At 30.3% G+C, this 20,248-nt stretch carries 20 protein-coding genes and 1 riboswitch; all 20 genes read right to left on the bottom strand.

The annotated features are described in order from the left end of the window. Nucleotides 1-6: 6 nt before the first annotated feature. Nucleotides 7-531 carry a class IV adenylate cyclase gene (locus tag HMPREF0072_RS03140; RefSeq protein WP_004827355.1) on the bottom strand — a complete coding sequence of 175 codons (525 nt, stop codon included), beginning with the start codon at nt 529-531 and terminating at the stop codon, nt 7-9. Beyond that, complete coding sequence (locus HMPREF0072_RS03135) at nt 531-1,211, bottom strand: metallophosphoesterase (RefSeq protein ID WP_004827354.1); 681 nt, start codon at nt 1,209-1,211, stop codon at nt 531-533. Before HMPREF0072_RS03135 ends, HMPREF0072_RS03140 begins: the two co-directional genes overlap by 1 nt. Then, nucleotides 1,208-3,022, bottom strand: coding sequence for an ATP-binding protein (locus HMPREF0072_RS03130; protein WP_004827353.1), 1,815 nt, complete (start codon nt 3,020-3,022; stop codon nt 1,208-1,210). Before HMPREF0072_RS03130 ends, HMPREF0072_RS03135 begins: the two co-directional genes overlap by 4 nt. Further along, nucleotides 3,015-4,028, bottom strand: coding sequence for a metallophosphoesterase family protein (locus HMPREF0072_RS03125; protein ID WP_004827352.1), 1,014 nt, complete (start codon nt 4,026-4,028; stop codon nt 3,015-3,017). Before HMPREF0072_RS03125 ends, HMPREF0072_RS03130 begins: the two co-directional genes overlap by 8 nt. After that, a complete protein-coding gene (locus HMPREF0072_RS03120) occupies nt 4,025-4,594 on the bottom strand; it encodes a histidine phosphatase family protein (RefSeq protein WP_004827351.1) in 570 nt (189 codons plus the stop codon). The genes HMPREF0072_RS03125 and HMPREF0072_RS03120 overlap by 4 nt, the downstream gene beginning before the upstream one ends. An 80-nt stretch (nt 4,595-4,674) precedes the next feature. Then, nucleotides 4,675-7,965, bottom strand: coding sequence for an FtsX-like permease family protein (locus HMPREF0072_RS03115; RefSeq protein WP_004827350.1), 3,291 nt, complete (start codon nt 7,963-7,965; stop codon nt 4,675-4,677). A 1-nt stretch (nt 7,966) separates the two neighbouring features. Then, nucleotides 7,967-8,668, bottom strand: a complete 702-nt coding sequence (locus HMPREF0072_RS03110) for an ABC transporter ATP-binding protein (protein ID WP_004827349.1) — start codon at nt 8,666-8,668, stop codon at nt 7,967-7,969. A gap of 74 nt (nt 8,669-8,742) precedes the next feature. Continuing rightward, on the bottom strand, nt 8,743-9,516 hold the full coding sequence (thyX, locus tag HMPREF0072_RS03105; protein WP_004827348.1) for an FAD-dependent thymidylate synthase: 774 nt from the start codon (nt 9,514-9,516) through the stop codon (nt 8,743-8,745). 33 nt (nt 9,517-9,549) lie between these two features. Then, the gene (locus HMPREF0072_RS03100) at nt 9,550-10,752 is read right to left on the bottom strand and encodes a cation:proton antiporter (protein WP_004827347.1); all 1,203 of its coding nucleotides are present in this window, start codon (nt 10,750-10,752) and stop codon (nt 9,550-9,552) included. A gap of 37 nt (nt 10,753-10,789) precedes the next feature. Beyond that, a riboswitch (Fluoride riboswitch) is annotated at nt 10,790-10,863 on the bottom strand. Nucleotides 10,864-10,891: 28 nt separating this feature from the next. Continuing rightward, nucleotides 10,892-11,758 (bottom strand): hypothetical protein, encoded by an 867-nt coding sequence (locus HMPREF0072_RS03095; RefSeq protein WP_004827346.1) that lies wholly within the window; start codon nt 11,756-11,758, stop codon nt 10,892-10,894. An 11-nt stretch (nt 11,759-11,769) separates the two neighbouring features. Beyond that, on the bottom strand, nt 11,770-12,537 hold the full coding sequence (locus HMPREF0072_RS03090) for an NERD domain-containing protein (RefSeq protein ID WP_039931053.1): 768 nt from the start codon (nt 12,535-12,537) through the stop codon (nt 11,770-11,772). Between the two features lie 41 nt (nt 12,538-12,578). Further along, nucleotides 12,579-13,085, bottom strand: a complete 507-nt coding sequence (locus HMPREF0072_RS03085; protein ID WP_039931051.1) for a hypothetical protein — start codon at nt 13,083-13,085, stop codon at nt 12,579-12,581. A 141-nt stretch (nt 13,086-13,226) separates the two neighbouring features. Beyond that, nucleotides 13,227-13,601: a hypothetical protein gene (locus HMPREF0072_RS03080; protein WP_004827343.1), complete on the bottom strand. Its 375-nt coding sequence runs from the start codon at nt 13,599-13,601 to the stop codon at nt 13,227-13,229. A gap of 132 nt (nt 13,602-13,733) precedes the next feature. Beyond that, nucleotides 13,734-16,166 (bottom strand): ABC transporter permease, encoded by a 2,433-nt coding sequence (locus HMPREF0072_RS03075; protein WP_039931050.1) that lies wholly within the window; start codon nt 16,164-16,166, stop codon nt 13,734-13,736. Further along, nucleotides 16,159-16,839, bottom strand: a complete 681-nt coding sequence (locus HMPREF0072_RS03070) for an ABC transporter ATP-binding protein (RefSeq protein ID WP_004827341.1) — start codon at nt 16,837-16,839, stop codon at nt 16,159-16,161. Before HMPREF0072_RS03070 ends, HMPREF0072_RS03075 begins: the two co-directional genes overlap by 8 nt. 51 nt (nt 16,840-16,890) lie before the next feature. After that, nucleotides 16,891-17,751 (bottom strand): sensor histidine kinase, encoded by an 861-nt coding sequence (locus HMPREF0072_RS03065; protein ID WP_004827340.1) that lies wholly within the window; start codon nt 17,749-17,751, stop codon nt 16,891-16,893. After that, complete coding sequence (locus HMPREF0072_RS03060; protein WP_004827339.1) at nt 17,752-18,402, bottom strand: response regulator transcription factor; 651 nt, start codon at nt 18,400-18,402, stop codon at nt 17,752-17,754. An 83-nt stretch (nt 18,403-18,485) separates the two neighbouring features. Next, nucleotides 18,486-18,923: a GNAT family N-acetyltransferase gene (locus tag HMPREF0072_RS03055; protein ID WP_155811864.1), complete on the bottom strand. Its 438-nt coding sequence runs from the start codon at nt 18,921-18,923 to the stop codon at nt 18,486-18,488. A 42-nt stretch (nt 18,924-18,965) separates the two neighbouring features. Next, nucleotides 18,966-19,709: an alpha/beta fold hydrolase gene (locus HMPREF0072_RS03050; protein ID WP_004827337.1), complete on the bottom strand. Its 744-nt coding sequence runs from the start codon at nt 19,707-19,709 to the stop codon at nt 18,966-18,968. A 39-nt stretch (nt 19,710-19,748) separates the two neighbouring features. Next, nucleotides 19,749-20,228 (bottom strand): hypothetical protein, encoded by a 480-nt coding sequence (locus HMPREF0072_RS03045; RefSeq protein WP_004827336.1) that lies wholly within the window; start codon nt 20,226-20,228, stop codon nt 19,749-19,751. Nucleotides 20,229-20,248 lie beyond the last annotated feature (20 nt).

The following is a 20,248-nucleotide window of genomic DNA, read 5'->3' as shown; positions in this document are numbered from 1 at the left end:
TCAAAATTATAATTCATTTATTAAATCTGATATTGACTTTGTTGTAACCATGCTCTTTTCAATGCCTAAATCGTTAATAATTTCATCTATCTTTGATTGATTTGTAAATTCAATTTCCATATAAGGATATGGATAAGTATTTTTATCCCAAGTATCTATATCAAATCTTTGTCCCTTATACCTGTAAGATATTCTTTCCTTTTCTCCCTTATATTTTAATTTTATACCCATCTTATCTAAGATAGAAGTCATCATAGCTACAGAATCAATATGAACTGTAAATTCGTTATTAATCCTAACATCTCTGTCGTTTTTTACTTCTTTAAAAGTTAATTCAATCGGATTTTTCTTGCCATCAATTTGGCTTTCTCTTATTCTTAGGTAGCCTTTTTTAAACTCACCATCTGTAGGTTCAAAAGTATAATTTGTCTGAAACTCCCTAGATAATTTCTCAGCCCCAAGGCTTAGTAATTTTTCTTCCATTTCTTTTGGTACAATATTTAAAACTTTTACTTCAATTTCTCTTTGCATTATCCTATCCTAACCGGGTCAAAATCAACATAGTCGCCTGATACGCAAACCAATTTGACCCCTTCAAATATTCCTTCCTTAATTAATCTGTGCCCATTGCCATGAAGATGGCCATAAATAAGCGTGTGGGCTTTAAACTCCTTGGCCAAATCAAAAAATTCATTCAACGATCCGTCAGCGTTTATTGGTGGGTAGTGAAGATTAATAATAAGTTTTTTATCAGACTTTGTGCTTCTAATAGAATTTTCAAGCCTTAGAAGTTCTCTTTTATAAATCTTTTCATCATGGTCAGTAAAATCCCTACTATCTCTACTGATCCAACCCCTAGTTCCGCAAATTAAATAATCTTCAACTTCGAAAGAATTATTTTGTAAAAACTCTATTGTTTCTAGACCAAGTTGGTTGAGTTTATTTAGCGAAGACCACCAAAAATCATGATTACCCTTCATCAAAATCTTTTTACCAGGGAGCTTATCAATTTTGGCTAAATCAATTTCGGCATTTTTTATATCCATCGCCCAAGAAATGTCACCTGGCACTAAGACTGTGTCTTCTTCTTTTATTTTATTTTTCCAATTTGCAAAGATTTTTTCCTGGTAATTTTTCCAGGCTTCGCCAAAAACCTCCATAGATTTTGCTTCTGTATAATCTAAATGAAGGTCTGCCAGAGCATATATCATTGATCCCCCAACTGTATAAAATTCACATATATATTTTCAGCTTCAAAAAACTCTTCTTCTCTCTTATGACATGTAAAATAAATTATTTGCCTAGATAAAGATTCATCGAGAATTAAGTATAAAAATCTTCTTAACCTTTCAATATCATAATTTATAAAGGCATCATCAAAAATCAAAAACGAATCTTTTATACTTTCTTTTGCCACACTAAGCTTCATCGCAAGGTTCACCTGGTCATAACATCCCTTAGATAACTGATCATCAGTGTATGTGAAATTTAATTTATCCTTAATATTAATATCTAAATTATTATCAAAACTTATATCTAACTTTGATTTGCTTGATTCAGCTAAAATATTCTTAATATCATTATTTAACTTATGAATATCTGCCTTATTTTCATCTGAAATTTGTAAAATCATATTCTTAGCAAGATTTATAGCTTCTATTTCTTCCTTAATCTTATTAAACTTTTCAGTTTGATAGTTAAACTCATCCCTCAAGGTTGCTTCATCTTGTAAGATATTGTCAATTGATAAAAGATTTTTTTCCCTAACATGGATAATGGCACTTAAATCTTTTATTTCTTTTTCAAGGTTTGAAATATCATTTAATTCTTTTAAATTATCATAAGCGCTAAAGTTAAAATCAATATCATCTACATCTTGATTGGAATCTAAATCCTGCTTTTTTAATATATCAAGGACTTCCACGATTTTTTCTCTTTCAGAAATAAGACTTCCATATTCATTAAATCGATGCCTTAAATTATTATACTCAGATGCAATCTTTCCTTCATCTTTGTAACTTTCGTTAAAAATAAGATAAATAAAAGGAATAGTAAATAGCAAGATGAAAAATTTACTAAATATTATCGCAATCAAAATTAGTACAAGTATTGTAAGGATATAAATTAATTTATAATCTCTATTATCATCTACAAAGTCTATCTTATCTTTTTCTAGAAATTTTATATCATCGTAAGATTCTAATTCTCTATCAATATTAAAAAGTTTATTGGACCAATTTTGGTAAGACTTGAAATTTTCGTCCGATCTTCTTTTATTGTAGGTTTGGTTTAATTTCTTTTTATGCTCACATTCTTGTTCATACCTAGTTAAAAGATTCCTATCCTCATCTAATTTTTGATAAGATTTATAAAAATCTTTTTTTAGCCTATCAATTTCTGATATTCTTTCTTGAAGAATTTCTATTTTTTCTTTTGTCTTATAGTAAGGCTTTGTGTAGGCTCTTTCCGTTCCAAGCTCTTTTAGCCTATTATCAAGTATTTCCAAAGATTTTTTTATAGAAAAATTATAATCTATATCATTTGCTGAAAGTTTTTCTAGGATTTTTTTCTTGCTATCGGTGCTTATCTTTTGAATTTGTTCTGATGAGATATAAGCTTTATAAATATCATAATCTACACCTAGAAAATACTTACCTGGAGCGTTTAGGTCTGATTTTTTTAGATCAACTTCTTTATTTTCACTTAAGTTTGTGACCCTGTAATCGCCACTATCAAAGTCCCTATACAAAAGAAACCTATCTCCATCTTTTGTTAGCTTCATTTCCCCTGCATAGACGTAAGACGATTTTGGTCTATAAATTTCTCTTTTATTTGAAAAACTAGTTCTTAATTTCCCCTCATCAAAACCGTAGAACATTCCTTCTATGAAATTTTTTAAAGTAGTTTTTCCAGATTCATTAAGCCCATATATTAGATTAAAAGATGGATTCAACCTTATTGTTTTGTCTTGAAATTTACCAAAAGATTTTATATTTAATTCTTCAATAAAAATCCTAGTCATCCTTGCTCCTGTATATCGCATCCAAGCCTAATTCTAAGGCCCTCGCTTGAATATCATCTAATTTGTGAGGGAATTTTTCCCTATACTTTTCCAGAAGAGAATTCGGATAAAAATCAACCAAATCATAAAGTGAGGCTCTCTCATCAATTTTTATTTGAATATAATCTGCATTGATTTCTTTTCTTAATTTGTTAATATTAACCTGTCTATCTAGATTTATTCGCAAATAATTTTCCTTGTTGGGGTCAAGTCTTGAATTAATAAATGATATAAGGTTACTATCATTTTCAAAATCATCAAAGCATAAGTTCATGTCATAAAATTTCATAATTGAGGAATTAACATGACTTATTTTTCCCTGATCATATAGAATATATCCATAATCATATACATCTGAAAAATCACTTGGTTCAATAGATCCAGCATAGTAAATATTATTGCCAAAATTACCCCACTTATGAATATGGCCAAGCCCTACATAGTCAAAACCTATTTCTTTCAATTTATCTAAATATAAGTCTAGATACTTATCTTCTGATTTGTTTATGCTAGCATGGACTAATAAAATATTAAAAAAATCATCATCTAAATTTATATCATAAGGAAATTCATCTTTATAGATTCTATCACTATATGATAAGCCATAAATCCTAGTTGAATTTATTTCATAGTAACTAATCTCCTTATCAAAAAAGATATGAAGGTTGGCTGGTTTCATCTTTAGAATATCATAATTGTCACTTCCAATATAATCGTGGTTGCCTGCTACATAAAAAATATCTTTTCCAAAGTCGTGAAAAAGTTTGAAAAGTTCTTTGTAATCTCTAAGCGTAAACAAAGATCTTTCATATAAGTCGCCAGCTATTAATAGGAAGTCAACATCCTTGTTATTTTTTAAAATACTCTCTAGTGACTTTTTATTATTGGCCCTAATTTTATCCGATAGCTCACTTTTAAATGCAAAGCTGTCACCAAGATGGCAATCAGCCAAGTGGATAAATTTCATATGATATTTACACTTTCTATTAGTTTTTTATTATCTTTGATATTATAAACTGTAAGTGAACCATTATCTATCCAAAAAGACTGCCAATTGGAAAGGTCTTTTAAAATCCAAAACAAACTTGACCTTATTGCGATGCCATGGCTAATGCAAAGTATATTTTTATCATTATTCGATTTTTCATCTAAAAATGAGCTAAGCCTTTTTATAACATCTCTCCTCGATTCACCATTAGGATAAGATAAGTCAAAGTAAGCTTCTTTTTCTTGTTCAAAAAAATTTTTATAATCTTCCCTGACTTCGAAAATGCTTTTGCCTTTGAAATCTCCAAAGTCCATTTCATTTAATCTTTCATCTACCAAGTACTTATCAAAACCCAAAATTTTTGCAGTTTCTTGACTACGTATTAATCCTGAAGTATAAACTTCATCAATTTCGTAATTTTTTAAATGTTCTTTTGTCTTATCTAATATATATAAACCGGATTCTTCAAGTTTTGTTTCCGGGGTTGAGTATTTTTTTTCTATATTTGCCATAGTAAGACCGTGTCTTACAAAAATAATTTTCATATTCCACCTCACTAATAATTATAACAAAATTTATCTTTTTATCTAGTATGACAAAATAAAAGACGGTTTCCCGCCTTTTATTATTCGCCACTTGACATAGCTTCAGCCATATCAATTTTCTTTAATTTTCTATGAACATAAATTAAAATGATTAGAGATAAGATTAGGGTAATGGCTGCTGACACTATAAAACTTAGTGGATGCAATTTATAAGCAAGCATTATATTCCTTGGTGCCACTAAATCAATTATGTACCTAAACATAATATAACCAAGTCCAAAGCCCAATACTATTCCTAAAATTGTTAAGATAAATATTTCCCTGTAAATGTAGGAAGTTACTTCCTTAGGATAGAAACCTAAAACCTTGATAGTAGCTAATTCCCTCTTTCTCTCGCTAACATTTATATCAGTAATATTGTATAATACAACACTGGCAAGTATTGAAGAAATCAAAGTTATTACTACAATTACAAGGTTTAAGTTAGCTAGCAAGGCGTCCATTGATGCATAGGCCTTGCCTGTATTTATAACAGCGAGGACAGAATCCGTATTCTCTAATTTCTCAATTATCTGATCAGGATTTCCTTTAATATAATTTGCATTTACTTTTATAGCTCTCTTGCTGAGGTTTTCATAATAGTCTTTTGAAATATATAAGTAGTCAGCAACATAGTTTTCTGCAATTCCCCCGATTTTGATTTCGAGTAGATCATCATCAAGTTTGATTTTTATTTTATCATTAACTTTGATGCCAAGTTTTTTGCTTGCATTTTCTGTTAGGACTGCGCCTGCTTTTTCTAGGTCTACAGGAGACTTCCTATCCTTTCTAAGGTTCACAAAACCCTTAAACTTCTTACTATCTTTTGGTACAACAACAGATATATCCAGATTTATTTTATCTTTCTCTAGGTTTGCAGAATTATTTTTTATTTCCAAAATCTCATAAGAAGATATTTTTTCTTGGTAATTTCTCCTGTCAGTATCGCTGGCCTTTTCATCTAAAATTGCTACTGCCTTATAATTATGAAGTTCATTTTGTTGGATTGATGCTGTGTCTTTTAATGAATCAATCATCGCAAAACCAAAAAATATTAAGGCTGTACATCCTGCAACGCCAAAAATTGTCATAAACATTCTTGACTTGTACCTAAATAAGTTTCTTGCAGTGATTTTTTGCATAAAAGATAGGTTCTTCCAAATAGGTCTTATCCTTTCAAGCAAAATTTTTGTTCCACCTTGTGGTGCAAGAGGCATAAGCAGCCTTGCCGGTGTTTCGTTTACTGTTGATTTTGAAGTGAAGAAAACTGTAAGGCTAACTAGTAATGATGATAAAATAATTGATGCAATTATAACTGTTATCGAATTTACATAGCTTGCGTGAAGTATTTCAAAGCCCGTTGAGTAGGCGTCAAAGATTACTCCGACAATTATAAGTCTGCCTAAAATACCTCCTATTATAGATCCAATTACAGTTGGAATTAACCCATAAATATAAAATCTTTTAGCTATCATCTTGTTAGCATAACCTAAGGATTTAAGAGTGCCGTTTATTAGCCTTTGCTCTTGGATATATCTTTGCATGGTTGTTAGTGTTACTAGCATGGCTACCATGTAGAAAAATACCGGAAATACCTTTGAAAGTGAATCCATATTTAGGGAATTTTTATAATAAGTATCTATTCCTTGGTTATCGAAAATAGTTTCGACATCGTATTCAGGATCTCTGAGTTTTACCAAAGCTTCTTTATTATCAGAAATTTTCTTTTTGCCATCATGGATTTTTTCCTCTGCCTCTAGCTTTTTATCATCAAATTCCTTAAGTCCTTTCTCATAGTCAGCCTTTGATTTAATTAGTTTCTTGTAGGCATCTTCTAATTTCTTTTTGCCATCTTTCTTATTAAAGGCTAACTTATCCCTTCCTTCATAGTACTTAGTCCATCCCTGATTTATTTCTCTTTGGTTTTTGTCAACTTCTGCTTGGCCAGCTTTGATTTTTGTAAGACCCTCTTGTTTTTTCGCTTCAAAATCAGCCTTGCCCTTATTGTATTCTACAAAACTCGCATTTATTTCCGTCTCTTTTGCCTCAATTTCTTTAAGGGCAGAAAGAAGTGGAGCTTTTTGTTCGTCAAGTTTTGATTTCATCTCTTCTTCACTAGGCATAGCGGTTGATAAAGATAAGTCGCCACCAGTTTGATTAACCAAGGCTTCTTTTTGTTCGCTAAAGGTCTTATCAATTTTATCAAGACCATTTTGTATCTCTAACTTTTTCTCTTCTAGTTGACTTTTGCCTGCATTTAATTCCTTTAACTTATCGTCTAGTAATTTCTCAGTTTCTTGTATCTTGCTCTCATATTCTTTCTTTGAAGTAGCTAATTTTTCTTTGCCCTCCTCAAGTTTAATTTGTCCATCTTCTAATTTTTGCCTAGACTTACTAAGCTTATTTTCAGCATTCTTGATTCTCTTTTCAAAATTAGCCTTATTAGTTTCATATTTATTAAAACCGTCATCCAGTTTCTTTTTAGCATCCAGTAAATCTCTTTCTGTGCTAGTTAACTTATCTTCTGCCTCATTAATATCACCTTCTGCATCAGAAATTTTTTCATTAGCTTCAGTTTTGATTTTTTCTAAAACTTCTTTCGGTCTAAGGTAGATATCATCTTCTATTTTTTCTTTTTTATCTCTAATAAAACTGATATATTCATCGCTGGTCTTATCCATATCGGTTGAATTTTTATAGGAAATATTAATTTCATTAAACTTGTCGCTAGCGAAATTCTCTGGGTTAACAAAGGCGAATCCCTCAATCTCTTTTTTTCCAAGAGGTGATATGTCACGCATATCTTCCATGAATTTTTCGCTAGTTGCAAAAAATCCCACTATCCTAAAAGAAATATTTCTAATCTTAGAATTTTCCTTTTGGTCATCATTTATATAAGAAAGATTAATGGTATCACCAATTTTATAATATTTTTCAAGGGTCTTATCAAGAATGATTTCCTTGTCATTTTTGATTAAATTGCCCTTCTCAAGATGGATTTTAGAGAAATTTTTATCATAGGATTTTAACCTTATAATCTTTTCGCCATCCATGAGATCTATAGTTTTAATATAAGAAATGTCTTCAATGTCACTGTCATTTTCCAAAAGAATTTTATCTTCATAATCCATTGGATAAGTAGATTTCACTATTATATCAGGGTGATGGTATGTATCTAAAGATTGTTTAAGGCTTTTGCGCATAGAAGGTCCTGTAAGGTTTAGGGCTACAATAACCATAGTGGCTAGCCCAACCATGACCCCTATAGAAAATACTTTTCCTTTTGTTTTTTTAATATCCCTAAGGATATTTTTTAAGTAAGTCTTATTCATACTACCACTCGAGTTCTTCTACAGAAACAGGGTTTTCATTTGTATAAGCGTTCAAAATCCTACCGTCTTTTAGTTCTATCACCTCATCAGCCATAGGCTTTATAAGCGAGTTGTGAGTTATAATTATTACAGTTGAGTTGAATTTTCTAGATGCATCTTGGAGAAGTTTTAAGATATTTTTTCCTGTTTTATAATCTAGGGCACCAGTTGGTTCATCACAAAGGAGTAATTTAGGATTATTTGCCAAAGCTCTAGCAATGGCTACCCTCTGTTGTTCACCACCTGAAAGTTGAGAAGGAAAATTCCCTTCTCTTTTTGAAAGTCCAACTTGGTCTAAAATTTCATCTGCCTTTAATGATTCGCTTGAAATTTCACTTGCTAGTTCTACATTTTCCAAAGCTGTTAGGTTTGGTATTAGGTTATAGTGTTGGAATACAAAACCAACATCATCTCTTCGATATTTTGTAAGCTCATTTTCATTAAGCTTGCTAAGATTTTTTCCATCTATAAGTATATCTCCACTACTCGCCTGCTCCATACCACCGATTATATTTAAAAGCGTAGTTTTACCAGCACCTGAAGCGCCAACTATTATTAAAAGTCTACCCTTTTCAAGATTGAAACTTATCCTGTCATTGGCAAGAATTTCAGATTGACCTGACTTATATTTTTTACTAACTTCATTTAATTCTATATAAGACATAGAAACCTCTTCTTTCTTTATCCTTATTCTTATTTTATACCCATTTTAAGGCAAAATAAAAGAGCCAAAGGCCCTTAAATATTTTTAAATTTTTCTCTAACTTCATTTATTTTGCCACAAGTCATTTTACCTTCAGGGCAAGGACCTGACACACAAGATGGACCTGCTGATGCAAAAACATTAGGGTAAATTTCTTTAACTAATTTCACCATCTGATCTGACATATCCCTTATCTCCCACTGGGCCCTATTGCAAGATCTAAGATTGAAAAAGTGAAGGAGAGCCCTCGCATTCATAGTGAAAACTATTTTTGTTTCACAAGCATTTGGAAAAACATATCTGGCATCTTCGATTGCCATCTTAATCGCCTTTCTTTTTGCAGATTTTTCCTCTTCGCCTTTATTAATTAAGACATCATAATGTTTTTTAGTAAGAATTTCTGCAAGTTTGTCATAAGCTTCTTGATCTTTTTGCATTGTCTCTATAAAAATTTTCCTTGCTTCTAGGTCTTCCTTTATGTGAGGTGGAATTACGTATTCAAACCCATCTAATTTTACGTATCTCTGCGATTGCTGAGAGTAGGAAGCAAGCCTATGGCGAACAAGTTGGTGGGTTAGAGTTCTTGATACACCCTCAACTGCGAAAGTAAAGGAAATATGTTCTATTGGGCTTAAGTGACCAAGGCTTGCAAGCATTTTTACGTATTTTGCAATTGATTCTTGGTCTTGTTTTTTTGAAATTTCTTCAACTCCAACAGGAGAATAGCATAATTTCCCTGCTTGTGCAATTGTTTCTTCACCGTCTTTTGTATAATTTAATAAAGTGACTTTTAAACTTGTTTCTGCCATATTCTCCTCCTAATGTTTATTAGCATTATACCTTTAGTTCGAAGCTTTTTTTAGTAAATTTTTGTAAGACTTATCAATCAAAATAGCTCCTAAGGGTGCAGTAATAATTATTCCAAGGACTGCTATGGATAAGATTGCCATTCCTGACGAAATTCCATTTGCAAGGGCAACAGATCCAATTGCAGCTTGGACTGTAGCCTTAGGTGTATAGGCAAGGATTGTAAAAGTTTTTTCTTTTTTATCAAGCTTGCTTCCACTGACAGAAATAAATACACCTATAGACCTTATCAAAAGTCCTAAAAATATCAAAAGTATTCCAACACTACCAATAGCTGTCATGTATTTAATGTCAACCTCAGCGCCAACAAGAACAAAGAGTAAAATTTCTGCAAATATCCAAAGCTTTGCAAATTTTTCAGATAACCTTTCAACAACTCCCTCATTAGCCTTTATTTTATAAGATGAAGCCATAGCTATTACAGCAAGAAGTCCTGATATTGGAACAATATTTTTTACAAGTCCCTCTAAACTTACAAGCAAAAATGAAAGTGCCAAGATAATAATAACCTTAGATGAATTTCTTATATAGGCTCCATTTTTGTAATTCCTTTCAAAAAATAAATACAACAAATATCCAATGACAATGCCCAATCCTATTCCTAATACAATCGAAATAGGAACTTTAAATAGTGATTTAAAAGAAAATTCACTGCCCTTTGCCATAGATAAGAATGATGAAAATAAAACCAAAACAAAAACATCGTCACAAGATGCCCCTGCTAAGATCATTTGTGGAATGGACTGGTCTTTTCCATAACCTTCATCAATAAGTTTCACCATCCTAGGCACAACTATAGCTGGAGAAACCGCCGCCATAACAGCTCCCATTAAAAGTCCATCAACCAAATGTAGCCCTAAAAGTTTTGGTACGAAAATCGCATAGGATAAAATCTCAAAACTTGCTGGCAAAAAAGATAGTAAAACAGCAGAGCGTCCTACTTTTTTGAGGTCTCCTATATCAAGACTGAGTCCAGCTTTTAATAAAATAACAATCAAGGCTATGCTTCTTAGGTCGGCAGAAATATCTAAAATATTCTTATCAAGTAAGTTTAATACTTGAGGTCCTAAGATAATTCCGGTTAGAAGCATACCAATTATTCTAGGTAGTCTTAGCCTATCAAAAATTTTCGCATAGACCATGCCCACAATAACAATAAGTCCAAGTGATAATATCATAAAATCTCCTTTCCAATAAAAAAGCTGATAACCCTACAAAAATGTAGAAGTCATCAGCCAACGCGTTTTAGATTATAATTATCAAGGGAGTACTTCATTCCCTAAAAATATTATATGCAGATTTATCCTAAAATCAAATTTATTTTTTATTAACAGGTTCAAAGGTCTTTCCAAAATCACTTGATTTATATTGTTTTTCATTTCCATTAATATCTTTGCAAACAAGTAAAATAGACCCATCTTCTTTTACAGATCCAGAAATATCTGGGCTAGTATCAGGAATCTCCGATATAAATTTTATTTTATCATCATTAATCTCAACAAAAAACCACCTTGACCTGGCCCCTGCCCTATCAACTTCTATCAGACCATAGCTTGAATTCGGGATTTTTTTAACATCTTCGAGTCCAAAGTTATTTAAGAATTCAGAACTACTTAGGTTTTCTTTTTGCTCTATATCTTCTTGATTATTGTTAGTTTTTACGATTTGCTTATCCTTATGAAAATAAAATTTAAGTTGGTCTCTGGCTTCTTTGTTTGTTACTTTACTTAAATTTGTAAAAGTCTTTTCACTATCTTCAAAGGTCATCTTATCCATTGTTATAAAGTCTTTCCTATAAACAACATAATCAAAATCAACCCAACCTTCATTTAAGAGATAATATTTTTCTCCATCATAAGTAAAAGGAATACTATCCTTAAAAGCAAAGATACTCATAATCAAAACCACATAGCCAGCCAAAAGACCAAGTCCAACCATAAGAAGAGTTGACAATAGTTTTAAATAAAAATTAATATTAAGGTCTGTAAATTTACTAATAAAGAAAATATTATAAGCAAAAAATACAAATATAGATATGCCCAAAAAAATATTGTTAAATAGTGGGATAAATTCAATTTTTGCACATAATATAAAGCACAAATATAACAAAGGAAAAGATCCTATATATAAAACAAAATATAAAAATTGTTTTTTTCTAATCATTTTTAGCATATTATTAATCATTGTCCTATAATTTACTTATCTTTTTTGCCAGAAACCACAAACCTACACTTCGGAAAATTAGAACAACCTAAAAACTTTCCATATTTTCCTTCCCTCTCTACAAGCTTGCTCCCACATTTTGGGCAGATTCCCTCTTCTATTTTCTTTTCATTTTCCTTCTTAATTTTATTTATATCCATTACATGAGAAATATCTGTTTGGTGTGACTTATTAGAATTTATAATGCTTAAAATCTTCTCCAAATCTTCTTCATTATAAATTTCCTCGACAGAGAGCTCTTCAATAAGCTTACCAACTTGTGAAATCCTGCAGAGCTTGGCATCCTGAACCTCAACATCTTTAAGATTTGCTTCTGGAGAAAATGCAATAATAGAAAAATATTTCATCTTTGGATAGACCTCTTCTAAAAGAGCCTCAAGTGCTTTTATATGACCATAATTTTGTAAAATCGGATTCATAAATTCATATTTTTTACTACCTAAATATTGTGTCCAATTACGCGAATATTCCTTACCATAAATTTTCCCCTTATAAGCCTTAGTTTCTATAACAAAAATTCCATATTTTGAAATAACCAAGTGGTCAATCTGGCTTGTCTTTGTGTGATTAGATGGGTTGTCAATCTTAATATCATTTAAAACCCTATACTTATCCTTATCTAATTTATTTAAAAATTTTGCAGAAACAATCTCCCCTATTTTCCCCTTAAATTGAGACCTAAATACTGTCACCAATAAAATACAGAAAACACCTATAATAATTGACATTGTATCAGACATAATCCCTCCTATCCTAAAAACAAAATCAACTTTACATAATTCTAGCAAGTTTTGTAAATGGCAAAAATAAAAATTGACGCAAGAAGATACACTATTCCAGCAAAGGTAGTTAAGTCAATTTTAAACATAAATATAAAAATAATTAGAATAATATTTACAAATAAGGATGGTATCATGGACTTTAAATTTTCCGTACCGATTATTATATCTTCTTTAATATTTCTTTTATGACCAGATTTATACGAAGGAATCATTTTGTTGTTAAGCATTAAAATAATGTTTTCAGACGCAAGTATATAGACTAAAAACTTAAAAACCAAAACAAGGTTGACTTCATTTTCATTTACAAAACCTAACTTTGTAGCTAGGAATGATAAAATATATAAAATCAATATAAAACCTGCTAGAAAAAATAATGTAAAAATATTTTTACTCAATATATAATTAAGTCTATCTTTTCTATTGTCTAAATTTTTAAAATCATCATAAAACAGGGCATCTGTTGTAATATATCTAAAAATCGCACTCGTAAGTACCCCAAGACCCAAACAAAAAATCCAATAAGGCATACTAAGAAATGCAAAAACAAATAAAATTAACAATCCAAATATAAACCATAAAATGTCATAGCTTCCATCATCTACAAAAAATTTCTTAACTGTTTTTTTAAAAAAAATAGTATCCTCCTTTTATAATTTAAAAACTTTTGGTAAATCAGTTGTCAAGACATCCACAATATCATCAAGTCCAATAATTACAAAATGAATTATTTCATCATCTCTAACATGGTCGACATCTTTTTTTAATTTATCGATTAAATCTGATTTTTTACTATAATAGAATGGATAATAATCACTTTCTGAGCCTATATGCCAGCTTGGCTTATAAACTTCTGATGTATCTTGGTATAAATAAACAGTTTCATCAAATAAGAGACAAATTTTCCTTAAATCCGATTTATTTTCTAAAGTTACTTTAAGTCCCTCATGATTCCAACTTATGTCGATAATATAAAGGGGTTCCGGACTTAATTCTCTTATTATATATTTTTTAAAATTTCCCATATATATACCTTTTTATTTTATTATAAAATAAATTTACTTAATATGCAAAAATATACTTTAGTATTATAATTTAGGATCTATTTATATATTTAAAAAACAAAAACAGCCCCGTAAAGAGCTGCTCTCATTGATTTATTCTGTTCTAATTAGATCAATTGTTGGTCTGTCTAAAATTCTTTTTAAAGATAAGTGATAGATCAATAGATTTATCACATAAACAACCAGTGCAAATCCCAAATACATTTTATAATCAAAATATTTCAAGAGTATAGGTAGGCTAAATTGTGGTGATAGTATAGATATTATTAACATCACAGTAAGACTGATAAAACTTACTAATAGAAAAGATTTGACTTGTTCTAAGAAAAATTCTTTTTCATAATTTTCTTTTAATTCATCAATATCCATACCTGCAGAATATAAACTTCCAATTTCTTTTTTTCTAGATATCAATGAGATATTTATTGAAGAGTACCCATTTGTCACATTTAAGATAAATATAATTATCCCTACTGCTAATGAAATATATAGCAAATACTTTAGAGATGATGCTTCTTGCTCTTCTATTTCTTTGCCTACAAATATATCATATCTTTCATTGATTTGAAGAGATTCTCTGAGTTTATTTTCTATAAATTCTTTGGCACTTGATAGGTCTTTGTCATCTATTTTCATCTTCAATGTATATGGATAGTTTAGATATTTATCATCCTTAGCTTCTTCAACCAAGTCAAAATATGTTTCATAGTCAGTAAAAATATTTACTACAAAGGGAAATGGCTTAAATTCAAACTCGCCTGTATCGTATATTTCCTTTGATATCTTTATTTTCTTTTCAAATCCAACCATGGAAATATCTATATTTTTAGGATCTTTGAAATATTTAACCATCTTGGCTTTTGCAATTGGTTCTAATGGATCAGCTTGCACCTTGTTATATAAGATAAATTCTCCCTTAGAGCCTCCAAGTTTTTCTAAATCATCTATATCCATTGCAATAAGGTTGCCTTGCAAATATTCTTGCGATTTCTTTTTAAGTATTTTTTTGATTTTTTCATCTAATTTATACTTTTTTGCTTGATTAGATAAGTCAAGATTGTTTTTAACACCTATATACTTATCCTTATATATAAATGACTTTTGACTTCCTAGCTCTTTTTCTATATAGCTTAGAACGTCAGGAACTTTTTTATCTGAGCTATAATAAGTAGTAAAAATATTATAAGAACTATCTTCATCATAATAGTCCCTAAAATACTTACTTATAGAAATTGATAATATAAACATAGATATTATTAAAATACCAATGGCTGAAATATACCTTTGACTTTTGATAGAAGAGAGATTATTATTTCTTAATTCCTTCCATAGGTCTTCATTTTTCTTTTTCTTTGACATGGATAAGTCGACATTTCCCCTTATACCATCTATTATATTAATTATAGATATCTTTCTAGCTGGTTTTATTATCGATAAGCTCATTACCAAAAATGAAACTAATAATATGAGCCCTGTTAGTAGAGGATTAAATGTAACATATTCAAATTTTGATATTTCTAGGTTTTTTTGCGAATAACTATATAAACCATAAATTAAGAAAAATCCAGACAAGTGGCCCAAAAGTACAGGGATGATTGAAATAAGTCCTGCTTCTTTAAATAGTAACTTATATATTTGAAAATCTGTTGATCCTATTGATTTATAAATAGATAGTTCTTTGATTTTTCTAAGTCCCCAGACCCAGAAAATATTCCTTGTAAAAAATATAAATATTACAATCATAGAAAGAAGAAAAAATATCATCATTGCCTTAGCCATTATTTTTTCTAGCCAAGTATCATTTACTCTATAATATTTTTCTATTCTCTCGTCAAATCTCATCTCTATTTTTCTGCCGAGTCGTTTTGTGATCTCATCTTCAAATATTTTTTTATTTAGATGGACATCAACAAAATCATCAAATCTTAATACCGCTGGTTGAGGGTCCTTTGTTGTATCAAAGATTAATCCATAGGATAGACCAGCATATTTATTGTAAACATCTTCATAAATTCCAACCAAGTTATAAGATTTGATTTGGTTTTTTTCAAAACTTTCTTTTTCTATTTTTGAATTTGTAGGATCTAATTCTTTTTTACCAAGGAATCTTTTACCAAAACTTATAGGGATTTCATCTCCTATTTTTAATTTGTGCTTTTCAACAAGAGATTTTGATAGCATTATCTCATTCGGATTTTCAGGAAAACGCCCAGCTTCAGTAAATGAAAATTCTCTCATTTTATTAATATGGTTATCCTGTCTATAGATAACTACTAAATCATCATCAAGCTTTGCACTTGTGAAGTCCATGTTTAACCTACCAGCTTCTTTGACACCATCTATCTCTCTTAATTTTTCGATATCTTCTTCGCTTAGATGATCATCTATGTGGGCATCAGCAAAATTGGTAGCTCTTGTTTCCATGTAGTTTGCGTCTAGATTTACCTTAACAAAATAAAAAACAACTGTAAAAAACAAGGAAACAATAAAAACCGAGATGAAAATTGGAAAATTCTTCTTATTCATTTTTCTCATCTCCTATTATTTTCCCATCAACTATAGTGACAATTCGATCTGCCTCTAGGGCGATTTTTTCGTCATGGGTGATTAGGATAATTGTTTGTTTTAGGGTTTTATTAAAATATTTAAAGATTTCAATTATTTCCTTGGAGTTTTTCCTATCGAGGTTGCCAGTTGGTTCGTCGGCTAGGATTATTGAAGGTTTATAAATCAAAGACCTTGCTATGGCAACTCTTTGCTGCTGACCTCCAGATAGTTCACTTGGGAAAGAATCAAGTTTACTTTCTATGCCAAGTTTTTTGACTAAATCTTCTAAAACATCTTCTTTGATTTTTCTCTTATCTAGCTTTAAAGGAAGTTCTATGTTGTGCCTTACAGTTAGATTTTGAATTAAATTATAAAATTGGTAGATAAGGCCTACTTTTCTCCTTCTAAATAGGGCCAATTCCTTTGATGAATATTGGGATATGTCGTTGCCGTCTATATAAACTTTTCCATAGCTTGGACTATCTACCCCACCTATGATATGTAAAAGAGTTGATTTGCCAGATCCACTAGGGCCTACAATGGCTACAAATTCTCCTCTTTCTATTGTAAGGTCAACTCCATCTAAGGCCACTACCTTAGAATTTCCTTCTCCATATTCTTTTCTTAAATTTTCTACTTTTAATATTTCCATACTTTACTCCTTATCTTTATCTAAGCTAAGTATATGAAAGTAAAGTGATTTTTAGGTGACATTATAAAATTTCATTTCAAACCTTGCACCTTCTTTTGTATTTGAAACAGAAATTAATCCATTATTCTTTTCAACAATTGTTTTTGCCATGGCAAGACCTATACCAAATCCCTTAGAGTCAGGGGTTTTATAAAAGCGTTTAAAGATTTTTTTGATAGAATCTTTATCAATTCCTCCTCCATTGTCCTCAACAATTAGAGAAGTATAGAGTGGATTTTTGTAAGATGAAATAACTATTTGATCACAGTCTGGTCTGTTATCTGCATTTTTTAAAATATTAATCAGGGCTTCTGTTAGCCAATAAAAATCACCGAAAATAATATTTTCTTTTAAATTATTTTCTATTTTTATACTTGTAGATCTTTTTATATCTAGGGCGTCTAAAGCATAGGTCACCAATTCATCAAGATTAATTTCTTCCTTTTTCATAAGTTCTTTATTGGCATCAAGGCTTGATAGTTTGAGCAAAATATCTGATAAGGAATTTAGTCTTTGAATTTGCCTTCTTAAGATTCCTATATCATCATTATCTGGGTAATCAATTTCCAAATTTTCGGCAGAAAAAACCATGGAAGTGATTGGTGTTTTTATTTGATGGGCAATATCTTCTAGGTATTCTATTTGCTTTTCGCTATTTTTGCTTGTAGTTTCCTTGGCTTCTACTATTTCTATAAAAAGTTTGTAAGTTTTATCTTCTAAGATTGAAAAATCATCTTGCTTCATTGGGATTTTATAATTTTGATTTTTCATATTCTCTATTAAATCGATAATCTCATTAATTCTCTTTTTCTTTCTTTTTTCTAAAAAATAATAAAGTAAAAAAAGACTTATTATCCAAAATACATATACCATCTAGTCCATCCTATAACCAATTCCCCTGACAGTTGAGATTACTTCCCTGTCAAGCTTTTCTCTAATTCTTTTAATAGTTGATGTCAAGGTGTTATCATTTACAAATTTATCCCTATCTTCCCAAAATATTTCAAGAAGTTGGCTCCTTGTATAAACCCTGTGGGGATTTTTGATAAATAAAAGTAATATTTCGTATTCAAGTGGAGTTAAGTCAATATTTTCCCCTTTAAAATAGACTTTTGACTCGTTTAAATCTATTTTTATATCTTTATAAGAAATACTTTTATCTTGTGATATAGGCAGAGTCCTTAAAACAGCATCAATCCTCGCCCTTAGTATTGCAAGTGAAAATGGCTTGGTTAGGTAATCATCAGCTCCTTGGTCCAAAGCCTCTATTATAAAATCTTCATCATTTTTTACCGTTGTTACTATAACTCTGATGTCCTTTTCTTTTAATCTTTCTATCAGATGCTGGCCCTCTTTATCAGGCAGATTTATATCAAGAAGTGCTACATCAAAATCAACTTTCATCTTGTAAGTAGCTTCATAAAAAGACTTTGCAAGGTCTACCTCATAGCCATTTTTTATTAAATATCTTTTAATTTGCAAGCCAATATCTTCATTATCTTCTATAATTAAAATTCTTTTCATTTACTTCCTCGTTTTAAAATAGTATTTACAATATACCCTTATTAATTTTTAAAGAAAAACACCTATTGTTTATAGGTGTCTTGCTAAAATTTATGGTAGAAGCATGCAGAATCTTCTAAATCCCAGGCTCCTTCTTTTATATAAAAATTATAAGCAGGTGAATTTTTCAAAGTCGTAAAAAATGCACCACTTATAGATTTTTTCTTCAATTTCTTTATGGTCGTCTTATACAGATTCTCCCCTAATCCTAATCTCCTATATTTTTCTGAAATAAAAAATTCATCAATATAATAAGTAGTTCCACTAGCATATCTCCTAGAGTGTCCTAGTATTGCTCCTATTATTTCATCTACATCTGCTATAAGATATCCAGTAAAGTTTGGAAAATCACAAAGAGACGATAAGGATTCTAAGGCTGTTTCTTCTGTCCATTTATCATTCCAAGGTGGAGCATTATAAACTTCTACCATCAACCTTGATAATTTAGTTAAATCTGCTTTTAAAATTTCCCTAATTTCCAAATTAATCCCTTCCTTATTTTTCTATATTTTTTTAATTAATTTTTAATCGTCCATGAATTTTTTCAATCTTTCAGCATATTCTTTTGGGCGTTCATGCAAAAATTGACCATGACCCATATTCTCAAAGACCTCAACTGTAATTTGTGGTAAGTATTTTTGCAAATTCTTTTGGCTTTTTGCTGGAATAGGCTCTTCGCTACCCCTCCAAAATAAAACGGGTTTAGGGTATTTTTTTAAATTTTCAGAAAATTTGTAATGGTAAATATAATTACAAACATTTTTAATTGTGGTTTTGCTAATTTTTGCATACATCATTTCGATGATGCTTGTATTATCCTTACCTGCGACCAAATCTAGCAAACATTTTGGAATTTTTTTGCCTTTTTTGATTATATTTGTTCCTATAATAAAGGCGTAAGTACAAGGATAAGCCATCAATCCCAAGTCAACAGTTATGGGTGCATCTAAGAGGACTTTTTCTACCCTAATATTGTCCCTAGAAATTAGGTCTACTGCAAGAGTCCCTCCCATAGAAAACCCACAAAGTCCATAAAGCTCCCCATTTAACTCATTTAATATGAAAGATTCTATATCTTCAATTGTTTTTTCCATTGAGATCATATCATTTATGCAAGAATCACAATGGCCATCAAGCTCACAAAAAATCACATCATAATCAGTAAGATACGGCAAAAGTGGTTTAAAACATAAGTCTGCAGTTGATGCAAGACCGTGTATAAATAAAATTGACTTATTTGATTTTTCCCCATAGCAAGTAAAATTCATTATATTTCCTCAAGAAATTTCAGATGTTTCCATAATTTTTCAAAACAGAGTCAAAATATATCCATCTATCAAAGCAATTAAAAAGTACATGAAAAAGGCTCGAATAAATGATTCTATATGTTTTTTGGGATTTTGATAAAGGCTTTGATCTGGTATTTTTGATAATCTAATTCTTTTTGTCCTTCTCCACCACAAAAGGTCTATTACTACCAGGTCAAAAATATTCAAACCTTGGCCTAAAATTAATAAGTCTATGAAGTTTTGAGCAAAACTTAGCTGACGTATTTTAAATCCTACTAGTAAAAATAAAATAGAAAAGGTTACAAAGTTTGCCATAATTATTGAAATTTTACTTTTTTCTCTATATTTTCCTCGGTATTCTTCTATTTCTTTGATTTTCGCTTGCACTTCTTCAGGGTAGGACATATAGTTTTTTAAATTTTTCTCATCAGTACCAGTGCCTAAATAACATATGGCGAAAAATATTAGACACAGAGTCAATAATACAGCTAAAACCATAAAGACCTCCTAAATTTTTT

The organism is Anaerococcus lactolyticus ATCC 51172 (assembly GCF_000156575.1).
In the GTDB taxonomy this organism is placed as follows: Bacteria; Bacillota; Clostridia; order Tissierellales; family Peptoniphilaceae; genus Anaerococcus; species Anaerococcus lactolyticus.
The sequence above is the reverse complement of the archived record's forward strand: the minus strand, read 5'-3'. Positions and strand labels throughout refer to the sequence as shown.